Origin of the sequence: Thioclava sp. IC9, from assembly GCF_002213225.1 — a bacterium.
GTDB classification, from domain to species: domain Bacteria; phylum Pseudomonadota; class Alphaproteobacteria; order Rhodobacterales; family Rhodobacteraceae; genus Thioclava; species Thioclava nitratireducens.
The window spans coordinates 936,272-955,677 of sequence record NZ_NBNX01000001.1 but is presented as its reverse complement, the minus strand read 5'-3'; the positions used below and the strand labels follow the sequence as shown (position 1 = coordinate 955,677).

The window sequence follows — 19,406 nt, the reverse complement described above, 5'->3', positions numbered from 1 at the left end:
CAATCGTTCACGGCCACGTGACATAGCTCAATACGGGCATAAAAACCTGCGATTTGCGCATGTGAAAAGGGGCGCCCCTTCCGGAGCGCCCCTTCCCATAGATCCCTGAAGCGGGAACGGCTGATTACATCATGCCGCCCATGCCGCCCATGCCGCCCATGTCGGGGGCACCGCCAGCGCCTTTCGGCTCCGGCTTCTCGGCGATCATCGCTTCGGTGGTGATCAGCAGGCCAGCAACCGAGGCCGCGTCTTCGAGCGCGGTGCGGGTCACTTTCGCCGGGTCGATCACGCCGAACTCGAACATGTTGCCGTACTCTTCGGTCTGCGCGTTGAAGCCGAAGTTCAGGTCGTCGCTCTCGCGGACCTTGCCGGCCACGACAGCACCGTCCACACCGGCGTTTTCTGCGATCTGACGCAGCGGCGCTTCGAGGGCGCGCTTGACGATCGCGATACCGGCTTCCTGGTCGGAGTTCGCACCGGAGAGACCGGCGAGCACTTTCGCGCCCTGAACGAGGCTGACGCCACCGCCGACAACGATGCCTTCCTGAACGGCCGCACGGGTCGCGTTCAGAGCGTCGTCCACACGGTCCTTGCGCTCTTTCACTTCGACTTCGGTCATGCCGCCGACGCGGATGACAGCCACGCCACCGGCCAGTTTCGCGACGCGCTCTTGCAGCTTCTCGCGGTCGTAGTCCGAGGTGGTTTCCTCGATCTGGGTGCGGATCTGGCTGACGCGCGCTTCGATCTCGGCCTTGTCACCAGCGCCTTCGACGATGGTGGTGTCGTCCTTGGTGATGCTCACCTTCTTGGCGGTGCCCAGCATGTCCATGCCGACGTTCTCGAGCTTCATGCCGAGGTCTTCCGAGATCACCTGGCCGCCGGTCAGGATCGCGATGTCCTGCAGCATGGCCTTGCGGCGGTCGCCGAAGCCCGGTGCTTTCACGGCTGCGATCTTAAGGCCGCCGCGCAGCTTGTTGACCACGAGGGTCGCGAGCGCTTCGCCTTCGACGTCTTCAGCGATGATGAGGAGCGGCTTTTGCGACTGGATGACCTGCTCGAGCAGCGGGACCATCGGCTGCAGCGACGAGAGCTTCTTCTCGTGGAGCAGGATGTAGCAGTCTTCGAGTTCCGCGACCATCTTGTCGGGGTTGGTCACGAAGTAGGGCGACAGGTAGCCGCGGTCGAACTGCATGCCTTCGACGACTTCGACTTCGGTCTCCATGCCGCGGGCTTCTTCCACCGTGATGACGCCGTCATTGCCGACTTTCTGCATCGCGTTGGCGATCATCTTGCCGATGGCTTCTTCGCCGTTCGCCGAGATGGTGCCGACCTGAGCGACTTCGTCCGAGTCCTTGACCGGGCGGGCCGCGCTCTTGATCGCGTCGACGACTTTCGAGGTCGCGAGATCGATGCCGCGCTTGAGGTCCATCGGGTTCATGCCAGCGGCCACGGCTTTCAGGCCGTCCTTGACGATCGCCTGAGCGAGCACAGTGGCGGTGGTGGTGCCGTCGCCAGCCTCGTCATTGGTGCGCGAGGCGACTTCTTTCACCATTTGCGCGCCCATGTTCTCGAACTTGTCCGAAAGTTCGATCTCTTTGGCGACCGACACACCGTCTTTGGTGATGCGCGGCGAACCGAACGACTTTTCGATGACGACGTTGCGGCCTTTCGGGCCCAGCGTGACCTTCACCGCGTCGGCGAGGATGTTGACGCCGTCGAGCATACGATCGCGGGCGTCGGTGGAGAATTTCACGTCCTTGGCTGCCATGTTTGTTGGCTCCTTGACTGAGTTGTTCTTGGGATATCAGGGGATCTCGGTAAGGGCAGGGCGCCTTACGAGATGATGCCCATGATGTCGCTTTCTTTCATGATGAGCAGCTCTTCGCCGTCGAGGGTCACTTCCGTGCCCGACCACTTGCCGAAGAGAACGCGGTCGCCAGCTTTGACGCCCGGTGCGATCAGCTCGCCCGATTCCTTGCGTGCGCCGTCACCCACTGCGACGACTTCACCCTCTGCGGGCTTTTCTTTCGCGCTGTCGGGGATGATCAGGCCACCCTTGGTTTTTTCTTCGCTCTCCACGCGCTTGACCAGCACACGGTCATGAAGCGGTTTGAATGCCATCTGGGTCACTCCCTAAAGGTTCCAGGTTCGAAAACTTTTAGCACTCGTTATTGGTGAGTGCTAACGATGGCGGAGTTAGTCACTGAGGCGGGCGGCTGTCAATAACCGAAAAGCGAATTTTTTGCGTCAATTCGAACGATCGGGGCGCGGCGATTTCGCCTCTATGCGGAACGCATATCGCGTGGCACTCTCGCCCTCATGAAATTCGCCAAGCTCCTTCGGCCTTTGCTGGCCCCCGCGCTTTCTCTCTGCCTCGCACTGCCCGCATGGGCGGAGTGCCGCGGCACGAATATCTTTGACGCGCTGCCCAAGGCCGAACAGGAGGCGCTGACAGCCGCCGCCGATTCCGCGCCCTTCTCTCGCGGGTTGCTGTTCTCTGCAACCAAGGGCACGGAAAAGATCACGCTGGCCGGCACCTACCATCTGCCCGATCCGCGTCATGACAAGCTGGTCGGGGCGCTCTCGAAGGCACTCGAGAAAGCGTCGCGGCTGCTGGTGGAGGCGGGCCCGGACGAGCAGGCGCGGCTGGAGCACGCGATCCAGACCGACCCGACGCTGATGTTCTCGACCGGCAAGACCCTGCCACAGATAATGTCCGAGCAGGACTGGAACATGACCAAGGCGGCGCTCGCGGCCCATGGGATGCCCGCTTTCCTCGCCGCCAAGATGCGCCCCGCTTTCGTCGCGATGACGCTGTCGCTGCCGCCCTGTGCCACGGCCGAGCTCGCCAAGGGAGAGGGCGGTCTGGACCTGCAGGTAATGACGCAGGCCGAGGCCGACGGCGTGCCGGTCGAGGCGCTGGAGCCGTGGGACACTGTCTTCAAGCTGTTCAACGGCATCACCGAGACCGAGGCGCTGGAAATGCTCCGCGCGGCAGTGATCGGCGCGCCCTTGGCTGACGATATGGGCGTGACGATGGGCGATCTCTATTTCCGGGGCGAACCGCGCCTGATCTGGGAACTGGCGCGCGAACAGGCCGTCACGGCAGGCATGAATGCCGATGAGGTCGAGCGCCAGATGAAGCTCTCCGAGGATCTGCTGATGGTCGCCCGCAACCGCAACTGGCTGCCCAAGATCGAAGCCGCGGCGAAGCAGGGGCCGGTCGTGGTCGCGGTGGGCGCGCTGCACCTTTCGGGTAAAGAGGGGTTGTTGCGGTTGCTCGAGAAGGACGGCTGGAGCATCGAGCGGCTCGATAGCTGAGACGTCGAAATGCAGTTTGCCCCGGGGTGACCCGCCCCGGTCCGCGCCTGTCCGGTTGCTCGCTTGCGGCTCTTTCCGCATCGCCAGACCCCTAGGTGACAAGCCCAGACACAGCGCCTATAACCTGCGCCGACAGTTGATTATCCGAGAGGATCTCCCCATGACGATTAAGGTTTTCGGCCACAAGGCCCCCGACACCGACTCGACCGGCTCGCCCATTGCCTGGGCGTGGTATCTCAACGAAGTCAAAGGCACCCCGGCCAAGCCCTGCCTGCTGGGCGAGCCCAATACCGAGGCGGCTTTCGTCATCGAGCATTGGGGCCTCGACAAGCCCGAGATCATCTCTGACGTGGAAGAAGGCGAGGACGTGGTCGTCGTCGACACCAACAACCCCGCCGAGCTGCCGAGCGGTATCAACGCTGCCAACGTCATCCAGATCATCGATCACCACAAGCTGACCGGCGGGATCGAGACCAAGGGACCGATCGACATCACGATGCGCCCGCTCGCCTGCACCGCGACCATCCTCTACGATCTGATGGGCGACGACGTGGCGAAAGCGCCGCGCGGCATCAAGGGCGCGATGCTCAGCTGCATCCTGTCGGATACGCTGGAATTCCGCTCGCCCACCACGACCGATCACGACCGCGCCGTCTGCGACGCGCTGGCGAGCGATCTGGGCATCGACATGCACGAGCTGGCCGAGAAGATGTTCGAAGCGAAATCGGACGTCTCCGCCTTCACCGATGCAGAACTGCTGCGGATGGATTCCAAGGAATACCCGGTCGACGGCACGACCTTCCGCGTTTCCGTGCTGGAGACCACCGCGCCGAAGATGGTGCTGGACCGGAAGGCCTCGCTGATGACCTCGATGGAAGAGGTCGCGAAGGAAGACGGCGTCGATCAGGTGCTCCTGTTCGTGATCGACATCCTGAAGGAAGAGGCGACGCTGCTGGTGCCGAACGATCTGGTGAAGGGCGTGGCCGAGAAGAGCTTCGACGCCACGGTCGAGGGCGACACGGTGGTGCTGCCCGGCGTGATGAGCCGCAAGAAGCAGATCATCCCGTCGCTCAAGGTCTGAGCTTTTCGAGATTTGAGATAGGGAAGGGGCGTCCGGTCGGGCGCCCCTTTTTCTGATTTGGTCGCCCAGTTCGGGCGCAATCGCGAAGCGGGAGCATTTTGCTCCGGCGCGGGGCGACCAGCCCGGGGCCGCGCCCGACCCTCCCCCCGGGAGGGCGCATTGGCGATGTCAGCGCGGGCTCGAACGTCATTCGGGCTTGCGAGATAAACCGCCAAGCCACCCGCCGATCGAAGCGCCCACCCGAGGCTCAGGCCCGCCACTCATTGCCTCACTCTTCCATCGTCCCCGTTTCCACGAAGCGCTGGTGCCATCTCAGCGCCTCGCCCAGCAGGTTCGGGGCATGATTGGCGAAGCTGCCCTTCTTGGCGCGCTCGAAATAGTCCCGCAGCATCGGGCGATAGGCGGGATGGGCGCAGGTCTCGATGATCGTCTCGGCACGCTGCTTCGGAGACAGCCCGCGCAGATCGGCCAGACCCTGCTCGGTCACAATTACCTGCACGTCCTGCGCGATGTGATCGACATGGGCGGCCATCGGCACGATCGCCGAAATCTTACCACCTTTGGCGACCGACGGAGTCATGAAGATCGAGACATAGCCGTTGCGCGCGAAATCGCCCGAACCGCCGATGCCGTTCTGGATCTTTGAGCCCATCACATGTGTCGAGTTCACGTTGCCATAGATATCCGCTTCGATCAGCCCGTTCATCGCGATGCAGCCCAATCGGCGCACCAGCTCTGGATGGTTCGAGATTTCCTGCGGGCGCAGGATCAGCTTGTCGCGGAAATAGGCGGCGTTGTAGTTGAAATACTGCGCCTTCTCGGGCGAGAGCGAAAAGGCGGTAGCCGAGGCCATGCGCAGCTTGCCCGCCTCGATCATGTCGAGCATCCCGTCTTGAATGACCTCGGTGAAGGCGGTCATCTGGTCGAAGGGGGCCTCGATCAGCCCGGCCATCACCGCGTTCGGCACGTTGCCCACGCCGGATTGCAGCGGCAGCAGCCCGCGGGGCAGGCGGCCCTGTTTCACCTCGTTGCCGAGAAAGTCGAGGATATGGCCCGCAATCGCCTCGGCCACCGCATCGGGCGGGCTGAAGGGCGCGTTGCGGTCGGGCGCGTCGGTCTCGACCACGGCCACGACTTTCTCGGGATCGACCTCGAAATAGGTCTGGCCGATGCGGTCGTCAGGCTTCACCAGCTGGATCGGCACGCGGTTCGGGGGCAGGGCGGTGCCGTAATAGATGTCATGCATCCCCTCCAGCATCGGTGACTGCCAGCGGTTCACTTCGAGGATGATCTTGTCAGCGCAGTCGAGCCACGTCTTGTTATTGCCGACCGAGCTCGACGGGATCAGCTTGCCATCCTCGGTGAAGCCGGAAATCTCGATCACCGCCGTGTCGAGCTTGCCCATGAACCCCATCCACGCCATCGGGGCGACCTGGCTCAGGTGCATGTCGAAATATTTCATCTGACCCGCATTGATCCGCTCGCGCGCGATCGGGTCGGAATTGTAGGGTAGGCGGAATTCGATTCCGTCGGCCTTGGCCAGAGCGCCGTCCAGCTCGGGGCCCGTCGAAGCGCCCGACCAGATCTTCACTTTGAACGGGCGGCCCGCCGCGTGCTCGGCCTCGATCCGGGAAGCGAGCGCCATCGGCACCGCCTTGGGATAGCCCGAGCCGGTGAAGCCCGACATGCCGATCGTCGCGCCATTGTCGATCAGGGCGGCGGCGTCTTCGGCGGACATCACCTTGGCGGCGAGCCCTGCATGGGCTTTGCGGATCGTGTGGTTCATGAGCAAGCGCCTCCTTCGCGATGGTTCGGTCGCGATGGCGCGGAGCGGGGCTCCTCTCTGCCTCGCATCGCCGCGCGACCTCGTGTTCCGCTGACGAGGAACGCGAGGTTGCGCGGGATGTCCATGTTTGGCCGGTATGCGATGGACGCATGACTGATGTCGCTGGGCGCATGGCGTAGAGTTTGCGGCGCCGGGAGCGTTGAGATCAGGCTTCGACAAACCCCATCGAAATCAGGGCTTGGGCGAAATCGTCGTCGGTGAAGGGCTTGATCAGTATTTTGCCTTCAGGGAAACCATCCATCATCATGGATTTTTCATCATAGCCGGTCGAATAGAGGATTGGCACCGCGCGTTCGCGCAGCGCCTTGGCAGCTTCCAGCGAGGTTTCGTCGCCGAGATTGATGTCGAGCAGCGCCATCGAGATATCGTTGCCGCCAGCGATGTGCTGCAACGCTTCATCGACGGTGCCGAAGATGACCACGTCGCGCGCACCGAATTCGCTTAGCATCGCGGCCGCGTCATAGGCCACGATCATTGCGTCTTCGAGAACCAGCGCGGTGCCGTCGATCCGAGGTGGCGCACAAAGAGTCACGAGGACCGCCTAGCCGCGCGGCGGGCATCGCTTGCGCTATTCTCGCTTCGTTCGTGCTGGATATTCCGGGGCATCAGCATCCTGTCCTTGCAGATAACTGCGTTCGAAGGGGGAAGGGATCGTAGTTGATCCGGCGTCGCATCTGAAATTTAGGCGTCAGTCCCGGTCGACGGTGCGCTGAGAGGCCTCGTGAACCTTAATGCACGTCATAATCTTCGGGGTCATTTAACTATGACATACCTTCGCAATTCGTCTAGCCGCTTGTTTCCGGCTCTACAAAGCATCGTGAACGCCTGTCGGCGGAAACGTGAGGCAAATAACGGGAAACACTCGCTTCCTCCCGAAGATCGAAAGGAACCCGCCAAGGCCATCCGCGTTGCCTTATGACGCAAAAGTGAGCCAAGGCATGACAAGTAACTGTAGAAATTGCCCCTTCGTCGATAATCCCGCCTTCATGGCGCCGGATCCGTGTGAAGAAGCGATCACTGAAGCCGCCCGGGCGGGCGAGCTGCGGATGCCCTCGGGCCAGGCCGTGGTGATGGAAGGGAACGAGCCGCAGCGCTTTTTCACTCTGCTCGAGGGTCAGGCGATGCGCTACCGGATGCTGGAAGACGGACGGCGGCAGGTGCTCAATTTCCTCTTTCCCGGCGATCTGATCGGTCTCGACGCGATCATGATGGGCGTGGCCTCGCATACGACCGAGGCGCTGACGCCGGTGAAGCTCAGCGTATTCGACCGCAGACAGGTCTGGGAACTGTTCTCGAAAATGCCGCAGCGCGCGATGATGCTGACATGGCAGGTCGCGCGCGAGGAGCATTTCCTCGGCGACGCGCTGGTGACGGTTGGCCAGCGCTCGGCGCGCGAGGCGCTCGCTTGGGCCTTCGTGACGCTCTACGAGCGCGGCATGCAGACCGGGCTGGTGCGCGATGGAAAGATGCCGTTCCCCGTCCGCCAGCAGGATCTTGCGGATGCGCTTGGGCTGTCACTGGTTCACACCAACAAGACCCTCGCCCGCCTGCGCAGCGAAGGGTTGGTTCAGTGGGCGCAGGGGATTCTCCAACTGCCAGATCTGGAAAAGCTCGCCGACATAGGAGTCGTCGAGCTCGGATCCGGGAAGCCACGCTACTATTTGTAGTGGCGTAATTCCCCAGCCCGACCGCAGCCGCACACCGATTCTCGAAGCTTTTCACATAGGCGAAAAGCGATTTTTCGCAGGGTGACGCAGAGGAATACCGGAAAAGACCTGCAGCGATGTCCTATGACGTAGCGCGTTCATCGGTTTCGCGGCAGATGCTGGCTTTCCTCGAATAAGTTAACAAAACGGAACCGAGCAAGCTTGGAAGACCTGTCTCGAAAATCTGACTTCGCCAATCTGGCGGACGTTTCCCATTCGCAACGCGCGGTGCCCGTGGGCGCGGCGCTTCTGCCCGAGTCCACGCCGCTGATCGCGCGGATCGAGCGCGGCATCGCCATGCGCTATACTCTGATCGAAGACGGGCGTCGGCAGGTCGAGGCGCTGGTTTATCCCGGCGATCTCTGCGGCCTCACGAGCGTGCTGCACGGCCCCGGGGCGAGTTACTACGAGGCGCTCACGCCGGTGATACTGTCGAGCTTCGATCCGGCCGATCTGCGCCAACCCGCGATCAACGGCCCAGATCGCGACACTGCGCTTCTTTGGCTGATGACGCGCGAACTGACGCGGCTTTCGGGCTGGCTGGCCTCCGTCGGGCAGCGCAACGCCAACGAGGGCATCGCCTGGTTCGTGATGCACGCATGGGAGCGCGCCGAGGCGGTCGGTCTGATCGAGAAGGACAGCGCCCCGTTCCCCTTTGCCCAGCAGGTCGTGGCAGACTCGCTCGGGCTCTCGCTGGTGCATACCAACAAGACGATCCGCCGTCTGCGCGATCAGGGTCTCTTCCGCATCTCCGGCGGGCGCGTACGGATTTCCTCGCTTCCGGCGCTGCGTCGGGCGGCCGCTCTCTAAGCTCTTCCCTGTCGCCCAAACGACGCGCTGCGACCTTGTTTGGCGCCGGTCCGACACAGCGCCCAGGAGGGCCAGATCAGGCCTCCAAAGCGAGTCCCGCATCCGGCGACGCCCCTCACATCCGGCGTGACCTCAAGCGCGCGTGATCGGCTAAGTTGCTCATTTTGCTCACGGATCGCTCACCGCTGCATCACAAGCGCGAGAGATTGGCCCGTTTGCCCCTGTGTTTCGATGCGCGCGTTCAAGCCCAACCCCCTTTATTTATTGGGAATTTTTTCGTGTGTCGCAGGACTGTGATGGAAATTGTGCATATATTTCATATGTTTGCGGCTGTTCCTGCGACAATTTGTCAAGACCGATTGACCTCAAGGGCGCTGCCCTAGAGTGGAAGGCAACGCGCGGGATGGGAGCCCTCGCGGCCTCCCCCGAGAGACCCCTATGCCCCCGCGCCAAGAAGAGGGAATAGGAAAGGTATTTCCGTGTTGTTTGAAAAAATCTACAAGCGGCCCAGCCGCCTCGCTGCCCCGGTCCTGTTGACCGTCGCGGCTGCATGGCTGTCAGGTTGCGCGGAGAACGGGGTGATGACCCCGCTCGGGCCGGTCGCGGCCGGAGAACGCGCGCACTTGATCAGCTTCTTTCTCTGGATGCTGCCCATCACGTTGCCGATCCTGATCGGTACGCCGTGGATCGCGATGCGCTATCGCCGCCATGGCGGCAAGGGCAAGTACGACCCGAACTGGGCACACTCGGTTGGGGCCGAAGTCGTGATCTGGGGCGGTGCCACGCTCACCTTCCTCATCGTCGGCTGGCTCACCTGGGGCCACGTGCAGGGCGAAGACCCCTACAAGCCGACGGGTAAGGACCCGATGCATGTGAAGGTCATCGGTTCCGAGTGGAAATGGATGTTCATCTATCCCGGCAAGGTCGCCGCCGTGAACCGGCTGGTTCTTCCCGAGAACACCCCGGTCGAGTTCGACCTGACCGCGACCGGCGCGATGCAGAGCTTCTGGATTCCGCGTCTCGCGGGCCAGATCTACGCGATGCCCGGCATGAAGACGAAGATGAACCTGACCACCTCGGAGAACCCGTCGCAGACCTATGGCTTCAACAGCCAGTTCAACGGCGCGGCTTTCCCGCTCAACAAGTTCGAAGTGGACGTGGTGAGCCAGGATCAGTTCAACGCCTTCCTGCAAGAGCCCAAGCACCCCTTCGCCCAGCTCGAGAAGCAGTTCAAGAAAACCGCGACCTGGTCGGGGCCTGAACTCTTCGAGCCGCCGGAGACCGGTTTCTGGGACAAGGTGGCTATGAACCCCGACATGCTGACCGATGGTGGCGCCGCCATCCTTCCCGACAACGCGCCCGAGCAGAAACAGATCGATGACGCGATCCGCGACGAGCTGCATGTCTCGCAAATTCAACCTCAAGGGGACGCGCAATGAGTATTCTTGGTAGTCTCGACTGGAACGATATCTTCATCGTTCCCTTCTTTACGGAGCCGTCTCTGTCCACCGGGATCGCGGCCGGCGCCGGCGGCGTCGTCGTGCTCGGCGCGCTCGCGGTCATGGTTCTGCTGACCGTCAAAGGCTGGTGGAAACCGCTCTGGTCCAACTGGATCACTACGCTCGATCACAAGAAGATCGGCGTCATCTACATCGTTCTTGCCCTGATCATGCTGATCCGCGGCGTGCTTGAGGCGGTCGTGATGCGCGCCCAGCAGGTCTCGCCCGCACCGGGCTTCCTGTCGGTCGAACACCATGCAGAGCTGTTCTCGACCCACGGCACGATCATGATCTTCTTCGTGGCGATGCCCTTCCTGACCGGCGTCATCAACGTCGTCATGCCGCTCCAGATCGGTGCGCGCGACATGGAGTTCCCCTTCATGAACGCGGTTTCGCTCTGGCTGTCGATCGGCGGTGCGGCGCTCGTGATGGCCTCGCTCGTCGTCGGTCACTTCGAGACCGGCGGTTGGACCGCTTACCCGCCCTACACGGGCATCAAGCTGTCGCCGAACGAGGGCGTGGATTACTGGATCTGGTCGCTGGGCCTGACATCTGTGGGCTCGACGCTTTCCGGCATCAACTTCCTCGTGACGATCTACAAGCAGCGTGCCCCCGGCATGAAACTGTTCGACATGTCGATCTTCGCCTGGGCGACGCTGTGCACTGCGATCCTGATGATCTTCGCGATGATGCCGCTGACGGTGGCCTCGCTGATGCTGGCGCTTGACCGTCAGGCGGGCTTCCACTTCTTCACCGCCACCCAAGGCGGGAACATGATGAACTTCGCCAACATGTTCTGGCTGTTCGGTCACCCGGAAGTCTACATCCTGATCCTGCCGGCCTTCGGCGTGTTTTCGGAAGTCATCCCGACCTTCTCGGGCAAGAAGATCTACGGCTACACCTCGCTGGTCTGGGCCACCATTGCCATCGCAGTGCTGTCCTTCACCGTCTGGGTGCACCACTTCTTCACCATGGGCCAGACGGCCAACCTGAACGCGATCTTCGGGATCGCCACGATGACGATCGGCGTGCCGACGGGCGTGAAGGTCTTCAACTGGATGCTGACGATGTGGCGCGGCAAGCTGCGGTTCTCGACCGCGATGCTGTTCTCCACCGGCTTCATCTTCACCTTCGTGATCGGCGGGATCACGGGCGTCATGCTCGCCAACCCGACGATCGACTTCGCAACCCACAACTCGCTGTTCCTGGTGGCGCACTTCCACAACATGCTCATCCCGGGCCTGCTGTTCGGTATGTTCGCGGCCGTGAACTTCTGGTTCCCGCTCTGCTTCGGCTTCCGCCTGGACGAGAAATGGGGCCGTCGCAGCTTCTGGCTGTGGATGATCGGCTTCTACGGGGCCTTCATGCCGCTCTACGCGATCGGCCTGATGGGCGCGCCGCGCCGCATGGCCTTCTTCACCGAGCCGGCCTACTTCCCGTGGCTGGTGATCGCGATGCTCGGCGCGCTCTGCGTGCTGGCCGGGCTGACCGCGCAGGTCATCCAGATCTGGGTCTCGGTCAAGAACCGTGAGAGCCTGATGGTGCCGGCGGGCGATCCGTGGGACGGTCGTGGTATCGAATGGTCGCTGGGCTGCCCGGTGCCGGAATACGACTTCACCACCATTCCCGCGATGACCTCGCGCGAGCCGTGGGTCGATGCGAAGGAAGCGGGCAAGCGGATCATGGATCCGACCGAGTTCGTCGACATCCATCTGCCGAAGCCGACCGGTATGCCCTTCCTCGTGGGCCTGGTCGCGACGCTCTTCGCGTTCGCCATGATCTTCCAGATGTGGCTGATCGCGGCAGTGGGCTTCGTGGCCATGTGGGTGCTGGTGCTGATCCGCTCCTACGACACCGATTGGGAAGAAACCATCACTGCGGAAGAACTGCGCGAGGGCTATGAAGCCCATAAGCGCCTCGTCGAAACCACGCCGCAAATCCGGCTCGACGATGAGTTCACCACCAAGAACCGCGGCCTGATCATGGAGACGCAGGTATGAGTGCAACTATGAGCAACACGGGGGCAGCGCACGCTGCCTCCCACGATCACGGCCATCACGACAAGACGGGCACGGTGATCTTCGGCTTCTGGATCTTCCTGATGTCGGATCTCATCGCCTTCTCGCTGATGATCGCCAACTACGCCGATGCCGAATGGCACGGCATCGCGAACGGGCCGAGCCCGCATGAGCTGTTCAGCCTCGGCCTGCCCACGATCGAGACGATGGCGCTGCTGATCTCGACCTTCACCTTCGGCATCTGCACGCTGGGGATGAAATACGGCGCGTCGATGAAGCGCACCGTGGGTTGGCTCGTCCTGACGCTGGCACTCGGCGCGATCTTCCTCGGGATCGAACTCTACGAATTCCACGAGTTCTGGACCGAGGGCAACACGCCGCAAGTGTCGGGCTTCCTGACCGCCTATTACTCGCTGGTGGGGCTGCACGGTCTGCACGTCACCTCGGGTATCATCTGGGGCATCCTGCTGATGGTTCAGATGAAGACCTTCGGGATGAACGACCTGATCAAGTCGCGTCTCGTGCGTCTGGGCCTGTTCTGGCACATGCTGGACATCGTCTGGATCGCGCTGTTCACGAAAGTCTACCTGATGGGGGTGCTGTGATGGACTATATCAACTCCGACGTCGGCATGGACTCGGCTGAGTACAAGCACGACATGGCGCGCTATGTCTGGGGCTTCGCCCTCTCGGTGGTCCTGACGCTCGCAGGCGTCGTGATCGTCGCGGGCGGCATGTTCTCGGTCGGTGTCGCATGGTCCCTCGTGGGGCTGCTCGGCATCGCGCAGCTGGTGATCCAGTTCTGGGCCTTCATGCACCTCGATTTCTCGAAAGAGGCGCGGCCGGACCTGTATCTGGTGCTGTTCACCTTCCTGCTCATCATCCTTATGGCCGCGGGCACCGTCTGGGTGCTGGCCGATCTGGCAAGCCGGATGGGTATGGGCGCCGGCAGCATGTGAGCCGAGGGGCCGGGGCCTTCGGTCCCGCGCCGCCAAGACAAAAAGAGACGCGGGCAGCGAAAACTGCCCGCGTTTTTTCATGTCCGCCTTTGCTGCGCGGTTACATCGGGAAAAGCTGGTAGCCTTGGCTCTCGAGCACCGGAACCGCCGCCAGCGCGGAGAGCGCCACATCCACATTCGGCCCGACCTGATCCTCGCTGAAGCCGTGATCGGCCAGCGCCTGCCCGCAGACGTAGAGCGTGACGCCTGCCTCCGCGAGCTCCTTCTTGAGCTTCGTGTCTGGATCATCGTTACCGAATTTCTTCTTATACGCTTCCGGCGAGAGGGCGAGCTTGGTCGCCGCGCCGTGCAGCACCACCGCGAACTTGCGATGCTCCTTGTCGACGCCCGCATTGCCGTAGACGTTGACCGCGCGCGCGACATGCCAGAGCGCCGCGTTCACGCCGTCTTCCATCGTCTTGTCGCCGCCGACGTCGAAGACGATCTTCCAGTCCTTTTTCGGGTCAGGGGTCAGCGCGCCATCGGGCACGGGATGCATCTTGCCGTAATCCTTCACGACCGGGTTGATCCATTCGGTCTGACCGGAGCCGGTTCCGGGATCGTCCGAGGCGGCATAGGCCATGGTGCTGCCAAGCGCGATCGCGGCGAAATAGGGGATGACGAGGCGGGCGGGATAGCGCATCGGGAAACTCCTCGGATTGCAGGTGCCTTCGGGCTGCGAAATCGCAGCTCAGGGACAATCCGGAGACGGGGGCGCACGTTCCTCTACGATTTCTCACGCGCGATCCAGTTTTTGTGAGCGCAGGTTCGGGCGCGAGAACGCAAAGAAAAACGCCGCTCGAATAAGCGGCGTTCAGGGTGGCCTAGACGGTGGAGGCGGGGCTCAGGAGCCCCAGTGCCGCACCGGACCGCAATCCATATGCACGAAGTTCGAGCGCGAGTACTTGCCCACGCCGCCGGCATGGCAGGCGGTCGCTGCCTTGTACATCTGGCTGACCGAGCGCGACTTCAGCCGCAGGTCCATCGCCAGCCCCTTCATGTGCAGCGAGTTCTTCGCGACGCCTTTCGAGCGGGCGCGCAGCATCGCGTTGGTCTTGGGCGAGCGGTAGCCCGAGAGCAGCATGTAAGGTTCGTTCGATTCCATCAGGTTGTGTGCGGCCGCCGCGATGTCCACGGTGCGCGCGTCGATGTTTTTCAGCTGGTTGGTGCGCCAGTCGCGGGCGAAGTAGGTGATTTCCTTCAGCGCGTCCGGGATATACTCGCCTTCGATCCAGTAAACGGTGTCGAGCGTCTCGCCGGTACGACCGTTATACATCTTGATCCGTCGGATATCCCCAGCGCCCTTGAGTAGACCGAAAGCGTTACTCATGGTGGGGGCTGCCGTCACCATGGTCGCAGCAAATGCGCCCAGAAGGCCGCGCCGGGAAATCGTCGTCATAGCAAGTTCCTGTGTTCGCCTGTCTCTCGATTTACCCGCCCTGTTTCGGGCGGTTGAGGGATGGTAGACCCAAACTTCTCACTTCTTATGGCATAGACCGATTAATCGATAAAGAACGGAACTGATGCATCTTTGCCATAACGAGGCGGGTCGGCAAAAATTCGCCTGCCGGTAGTAAAATTCTCCTCCCAGCCATGTGGGAGCGGCGCGAGGCCGCGGCCCCGGGTGGAGGAAAGGCGCTGTTGCGCGCCTGCATCTTTCCTCGGGCCTCGGCTCAATTCGTTGCGCGCAGGCAACGCTTCGCTGGACAGTTGCGGGTAAGTTTGGAACATCTGGAACGAAGGGTCCGGGCAGGGGTTTAGACGCCATGACGCGCAATTTCCGTAAGATAGGGCTGGCCTTCGCGCTGGCTACGCTCGCCGCCGGCGCCCAGGCGCAAGGCACTGCCCAGATCGCCGCCCAAGGGGCCATGTCGCCATTGGCAGGGGTCGAACTCTCGGGATTCACCCAAGCTGTCGCCGAAGCCGCCGCCAAGACTCCCGCCCTCGCCGCCTTCTACGCCGCGCGCGATTACCGACCGATCTGGACCGCCGCCGGGGATGCCGATCGCCGCGCGGCCTTCATGCGTGCGCTCGACCTGTCGAGCCTGCAGGGACTTCCGACCGCGCATTACGATCCCGCGGGTCTGCGTGTCGCCTTCGCCGCCGTCCAGTCCGAGCGCCAGCGCGGTCTGCTCGAAGTGAAGATGAGCCAGATCTTCCTCGATTACGCGCATGACCTGTCGCATGGCGTGCTCGATCCGCACAGCGTGATTTCCGATATCAAGCGCGAACCCAAGCGCGCCGATCCCGAGGCCCGGATCACTGCCTTCGCGGCCTCGACGAACCCCGCGCTGTTCCTGCGCGAACTCGCTCCGCAGATGCCGCAATATGCGCAGCTCGTGAAAGCGCGTCTCGATCTGGAGCATCAGATAGAAGCGGGTGGCTGGGGGCCGACGGTGCCCGGCTCCAAGCTCGAGCCCGGCGACAGCGGGCCGGACGTGATCGCGCTTCGGAACCGGCTGCAGAAGATGGGCTATCTGGGCCGCACCGCCAGCGCGAGTTACGACGCCGATATGCAGAAGGCGGTGCAGGCCTACCAGGCCGATCAGGGGCTCGCGACCGACGGCATCGCCGGGCCGAGCACGCTGGGCGAGTTGAACAAGAGCCCGGAAGCGCGGATGAAATCCATCCTCGTCGCGATGGAGCGTCTGCGCTGGATGAACGGCATCGATTTCTCGCAACGCTACGTCTGGGTCAACATCACCGATTTTTCGGTTCGCGTGGTCGATCATGGAAAGACCATTTTCCGCTCGGTCACGGTGGTCGGGCAGAATAGCTCGGATCGCCGCACGCCGGAGTTCTCCGACGAAATGGAGCGGATGGTCATCAACCCGGCATGGCATGTGCCGCGCTCGATCGTGACCAAGGAATATCTGCCGAAGATGCAGCGCAATCCGAACGCGGCGAGCCAGCTTCAATTGATCGACAGCCAAGGCCGGGTCGTGCCACGCTCGGCGGTGAATTTCGCGGCTTATAATGCGAGCAACTTCCCCTTCGCGATGAAAGAGCCGCCATCGAGCCGCAACGCGCTCGGGCTGGTGAAATTCCTGTTCCCGAACCGCTGGAATATCTACCTGCACGACACGCCGTCGAAATCGCTCTTCCAGAAAGAGACGCGGGCGTTCAGCCACGGCTGCGTGCGCGTCGGCGACCCCTTCGATCTGGCGTATACCCTTCTGAGCGCGCAAAGCGACAATCCCGAGGCGGAGTTCAAGCGCATCCTCAATTCGGGGCGCGAAACTGTGGTACCGCTGGAAAAGCACGTTCCCGTGCACCTGACCTACTTCACCGCCTGGCCGACCGCGACCGGCCATGTCGAGTATCGCCGCGACGTCTACGGGCGTGACGCGATCCTCTTCGACGCGCTGCAAAAGGCCGGGGTGGAATTGGGTACGCAGGACAGCTAAATCTCTGGCAACGGGGGCGGTACTCCCGCCCCCAAGCGACCATGAGAGGATCGGCAATGTCCCAGACAATCGAGCAAATCGCGAAGGCGCTGGAGGCCCGCGCCGAAGGCGACCTGACGATCGAGGTGACGGGAGCTTCCGAGCCCGCCGCTGCGGGGCCCGACCAGATCGCGCTGGCGATGAGCGAGAAATACGCCGAAGGTCTGCAAGCCGGGAAGGCCCGCGCCGCGCTGGTATGGGAAGGCGCGGATTGGCGCGCCTACGGGCTGGAGGCCGCGGTTTTCGTGACCCGGCCCCGGCTCGCGATGGCGGGGCTGTCGAAAGCCTTCGACCCGGGCCCCTCGATCGCCTCCGGCGTTCACCCCTCCTGCGTGATCGACCCGACCGCCGTGATCGGCGCGGACGCGGCCATCGGTCCGTTCACCATCGTCGGGCCGGACGTGCGGATCGGCCCGGGCGCGCGCATCGTCGGGCAGGTCACGATCGGTGAGGGCGCCCGGATCGGGGCCGAGGCGCTGATCCATGCCGGCGTGCGCATCGGCGCGCAGGTGGTGATCGGCGACCGGTTCGTCTGCCAGCCCGGCGCGGTGATCGGCTCGGACGGGTTTTCCTTCGTCACGCCCGATCCCTCCGGCGTCGAGGAAATCCGCCAAACGCTCGAGCAGCGCGAAGAGATCACCGAGCAGAAATGGACCCGCATCCATTCTCTGGGAACGGTCGAGATCGGCGACGATGTCGAGATCGGCGCCAATACCTGCATCGACCGTGGCACCGTGCGCGCGACGGCCATCGGCTCGGGCAGCAAGCTCGATAACCTCGTCCATATCGGTCACAACGTGCAGGTCGGCGAGGATTGTCTGCTCTGCGGGCAGGTCGGTGTCGCGGGCTCCACCCGGATCGGGCACCGCGTGGTGCTCGCAGGCCAATGCGGCGTGTCGGACAATATTACCGTGGGCGACGACGTGATCGCGGCGGGCGGGACCAATATCTACACCAACGTGCCGAAGGGCCGCACGATCTGGGGCAGCCCGGCGGTGAAGATGGAAACGCAGCTCGAGATCAACAAATCTCTGCGCAGACTGCCGAGATTGTTTGCGCAAATGGCCGAGCTTCGAGAAACTGTTACGAAACTCACGCAAAAAGGCGGCACGGAGTAACGCCAGATATGAGGCCAGACGTGCAAGACCAGGTTTTCTCGATCATCGCCCGCGAAGCCCTTCGTGAGCCCTCCGAGCTTTCGCCCGAAATGACCCTCGAGGAATTGGGGCTCGACAGTCTCGGTCTGGTGGAGGTGATCTTCGCCATCGAAGAGACGTTCGACGTTTCGGTGCCTTTCAACGCCAACGAGCCCGCCGCCTCGCAATTCGACATGTCCTCGATCGGGGCGATCGTCGGCGCGGTGGAGCGTCTCGTCTCGGGTGGCAAACCCTCGACCGCCGTCGCCTGATGCGGCGCGTCGTCATCACGGGCGCGGGCACGATCAACGCGCTTGGAGAGGGCGTTGCGGCAACCAAGACGGCCATGGCGGAGGGGCGCAGCGGTATCGGGCCGCTCTCCTTCGCTGATGTGGAGCGGTTGAGCATTCGCATCGGCGGCCAGATCCACGGCTTCGATGCCACCAGCCGCTTCACCTCGGCGCAGCTCGCGCAATACGATCCTTTCACCCAATACGCGCTGGTCGCGGGGGCGGAGGCGATGGCTCAAGCCGGGCTGGAGCGCGCCCCCGATCCCGCGTCCTGGGGCTGCATCATCGGCACGGCGGGCGGGGGACACACCACCGCGAACAACGCCTATCGCGCTGTTTTTGCCGACCAAAAGAACCGCGTTCACCCGCTGACGGTGCCCAAGCTGATGGGCAATTCCGCGCCTTCGCATCTCTCGATCCGCTACGGGCTGCAGGGGCCGAGCTTCGCCGTCGCCACCGCCTGCGCCAGTTCGAACCACGCGATCGGCCTCGCCTTCCAGATGGTGCGTTCCGGCATGGCCGAGGGGATGCTCGCGGGCGGCTCGGAAGCGATGCTCAATTTCGGTGGGCTGAAAGCGTGGGAAGGGCTGCGGGTGATGTCGCCCGATGGCTGCCGCCCGTTTTCGGCGGATCGCAACGGCATGGTGCAGGGCGAGGGCGCGGGCGTTTTCGTGATCGAAACGCTGGAAAGCGCCGAGGCGCGCGGCGCGCGGCCCTTGGCCGAGATCGCGGGCTTCGCGATGAATTCCGATGCGCGTGACGTCGTAATGCCCTCGCGCGAGGGGGCGAGCGCGGCGATCTCAGGCGCGCTGCGCGATGCGGCTATGGCGCCTGAAGAGGTCGGCTATATCAACGCCCACGGTACCGGCACGGCGGCCAATGACCGGATCGAGACAGCCGCGATCCGCGCGGCGCTAGGCCCGACGGCCGATCAGGTTGCGGTTTCCTCGACCAAGGCGCTGCACGGCCACTGCATCGGCGGCACGGGGGCGGTGGAGCTGATCGCCTGCCTGATGGCGCTTGGCGACGGGGTGATCGCGCCCACGGCGAATTACACCACACCCGATCCCGACTGCGATCTCGATTACGTGCCCAATACCGCCCGCAAGGCACAGGTCGGCGCGGCGCTGTCCAATGCTTTCGCCTTCGGTGGGCTCAACGCGGTTCTCGCGCTGCGTGCGATATGAAAACGCCGCGCCCGGATCGGGCGCGGCGTCTTTGAACTCAAATGGTTATGAGCCAAAGCTCATCCCTCC

18 protein-coding genes are annotated in these 19,406 nt (G+C 63.1%); 12 read left to right on the top strand and 6 right to left on the bottom strand.

What is annotated here, in order from left to right:
• Nucleotides 1–124: 124 nt before the first annotated feature.
• Both groL and groES read right to left on the bottom strand, forming a co-directional pair.
• The gene (gene groL / locus B6V76_RS04375; RefSeq protein WP_075774611.1) at nt 125–1,768 is read right to left on the bottom strand and encodes a chaperonin GroEL; all 1,644 of its coding nucleotides are present in this window, start codon (nt 1,766–1,768) and stop codon (nt 125–127) included.
• Between the two features lie 65 nt (nt 1,769–1,833).
• The gene (groES, locus tag B6V76_RS04370) at nt 1,834–2,121 is read right to left on the bottom strand and encodes a co-chaperone GroES (RefSeq protein ID WP_075774612.1); all 288 of its coding nucleotides are present in this window, start codon (nt 2,119–2,121) and stop codon (nt 1,834–1,836) included.
• 198 nt (nt 2,122–2,319) lie between these two features.
• Here groES and B6V76_RS04365 point away from each other — a divergent pair, with 198 nt between their 5' ends.
• Nucleotides 2,320–3,321, top strand: coding sequence for a TraB/GumN family protein (locus tag B6V76_RS04365; protein ID WP_088726755.1), 1,002 nt, complete (start codon nt 2,320–2,322; stop codon nt 3,319–3,321).
• A gap of 160 nt (nt 3,322–3,481) precedes the next feature.
• Nucleotides 3,482–4,402 carry a manganese-dependent inorganic pyrophosphatase gene (locus B6V76_RS04360; RefSeq protein WP_075774613.1) on the top strand — a complete coding sequence of 307 codons (921 nt, stop codon included), beginning with the start codon at nt 3,482–3,484 and terminating at the stop codon, nt 4,400–4,402.
• A 268-nt stretch (nt 4,403–4,670) separates the two neighbouring features.
• Here B6V76_RS04360 and B6V76_RS04355 read toward each other — a convergent pair whose 3' ends face one another.
• The gene (locus B6V76_RS04355; RefSeq protein ID WP_088726754.1) at nt 4,671–6,188 is read right to left on the bottom strand and encodes an acetyl-CoA hydrolase/transferase family protein; all 1,518 of its coding nucleotides are present in this window, start codon (nt 6,186–6,188) and stop codon (nt 4,671–4,673) included.
• Between the two features lie 205 nt (nt 6,189–6,393).
• Nucleotides 6,394–6,780 carry a response regulator gene (locus B6V76_RS04350; RefSeq protein WP_141104876.1) on the bottom strand — a complete coding sequence of 129 codons (387 nt, stop codon included), beginning with the start codon at nt 6,778–6,780 and terminating at the stop codon, nt 6,394–6,396.
• 454 nt (nt 6,781–7,234) lie between these two features.
• On the opposite strand from B6V76_RS04350, the gene B6V76_RS04345 reads away from it, so the two are divergent.
• The 6 genes from B6V76_RS04345 (at nt 7,235) to B6V76_RS04320 (ending at nt 13,239) form a co-directional block, all read left to right on the top strand.
• The gene (locus B6V76_RS04345) at nt 7,235–7,915 is read left to right on the top strand and encodes a Crp/Fnr family transcriptional regulator (RefSeq protein WP_088726752.1); all 681 of its coding nucleotides are present in this window, start codon (nt 7,235–7,237) and stop codon (nt 7,913–7,915) included.
• A gap of 201 nt (nt 7,916–8,116) precedes the next feature.
• Nucleotides 8,117–8,764 (top strand): Crp/Fnr family transcriptional regulator, encoded by a 648-nt coding sequence (locus B6V76_RS04340; RefSeq protein WP_075774617.1) that lies wholly within the window; start codon nt 8,117–8,119, stop codon nt 8,762–8,764.
• Nucleotides 8,765–9,243: 479 nt separating this feature from the next.
• Entirely contained in the window at nt 9,244–10,203 is a 960-nt protein-coding gene (locus B6V76_RS04335) for a cytochrome ubiquinol oxidase subunit II (RefSeq protein ID WP_088721714.1), read from the top strand.
• Nucleotides 10,200–12,263, top strand: a complete 2,064-nt coding sequence (locus B6V76_RS04330) for a cbb3-type cytochrome c oxidase subunit I (protein ID WP_088718822.1) — start codon at nt 10,200–10,202, stop codon at nt 12,261–12,263. Before B6V76_RS04335 ends, B6V76_RS04330 begins: the two co-directional genes overlap by 4 nt.
• Before the next feature lie 8 nt (nt 12,264–12,271).
• Nucleotides 12,272–12,886: a cytochrome c oxidase subunit 3 gene (locus B6V76_RS04325; RefSeq protein ID WP_199224666.1), complete on the top strand. Its 615-nt coding sequence runs from the start codon at nt 12,272–12,274 to the stop codon at nt 12,884–12,886.
• On the top strand, nt 12,886–13,239 hold the full coding sequence (locus B6V76_RS04320) for a cytochrome C oxidase subunit IV family protein (RefSeq protein ID WP_077701192.1): 354 nt from the start codon (nt 12,886–12,888) through the stop codon (nt 13,237–13,239). Before B6V76_RS04325 ends, B6V76_RS04320 begins: the two co-directional genes overlap by 1 nt.
• Nucleotides 13,240–13,339: 100 nt before the next feature.
• On the opposite strand, the gene B6V76_RS04315 is transcribed toward B6V76_RS04320, so the two are convergent.
• Both B6V76_RS04315 and B6V76_RS04310 read right to left on the bottom strand, forming a co-directional pair.
• Nucleotides 13,340–13,921, bottom strand: a complete 582-nt coding sequence (locus B6V76_RS04315; protein ID WP_088718820.1) for a DsrE family protein — start codon at nt 13,919–13,921, stop codon at nt 13,340–13,342.
• A 201-nt stretch (nt 13,922–14,122) separates the two neighbouring features.
• Entirely contained in the window at nt 14,123–14,677 is a 555-nt protein-coding gene (locus tag B6V76_RS04310; RefSeq protein WP_075774621.1) for a DUF882 domain-containing protein, read from the bottom strand.
• Nucleotides 14,678–15,044: 367 nt separating this feature from the next.
• On the opposite strand from B6V76_RS04310, the gene B6V76_RS04305 reads away from it, so the two are divergent.
• From B6V76_RS04305 to B6V76_RS04290, 4 genes are read left to right on the top strand one after another with little or no spacing between them, the layout of a single operon-like run.
• Nucleotides 15,045–16,685 carry a L,D-transpeptidase family protein gene (locus B6V76_RS04305; protein ID WP_088718819.1) on the top strand — a complete coding sequence of 547 codons (1,641 nt, stop codon included), beginning with the start codon at nt 15,045–15,047 and terminating at the stop codon, nt 16,683–16,685.
• Nucleotides 16,686–16,741: 56 nt separating this feature from the next.
• Complete coding sequence (locus B6V76_RS04300) at nt 16,742–17,842, top strand: UDP-3-O-(3-hydroxymyristoyl)glucosamine N-acyltransferase (protein ID WP_075774622.1); 1,101 nt, start codon at nt 16,742–16,744, stop codon at nt 17,840–17,842.
• 8 nt (nt 17,843–17,850) lie between these two features.
• A complete protein-coding gene (locus B6V76_RS04295; protein ID WP_088726751.1) occupies nt 17,851–18,132 on the top strand; it encodes an acyl carrier protein in 282 nt (93 codons plus the stop codon).
• Nucleotides 18,132–19,337 (top strand): beta-ketoacyl-[acyl-carrier-protein] synthase family protein, encoded by a 1,206-nt coding sequence (locus tag B6V76_RS04290; RefSeq protein WP_088726750.1) that lies wholly within the window; start codon nt 18,132–18,134, stop codon nt 19,335–19,337. Before B6V76_RS04295 ends, B6V76_RS04290 begins: the two co-directional genes overlap by 1 nt.
• Nucleotides 19,338–19,406 lie beyond the last annotated feature (69 nt).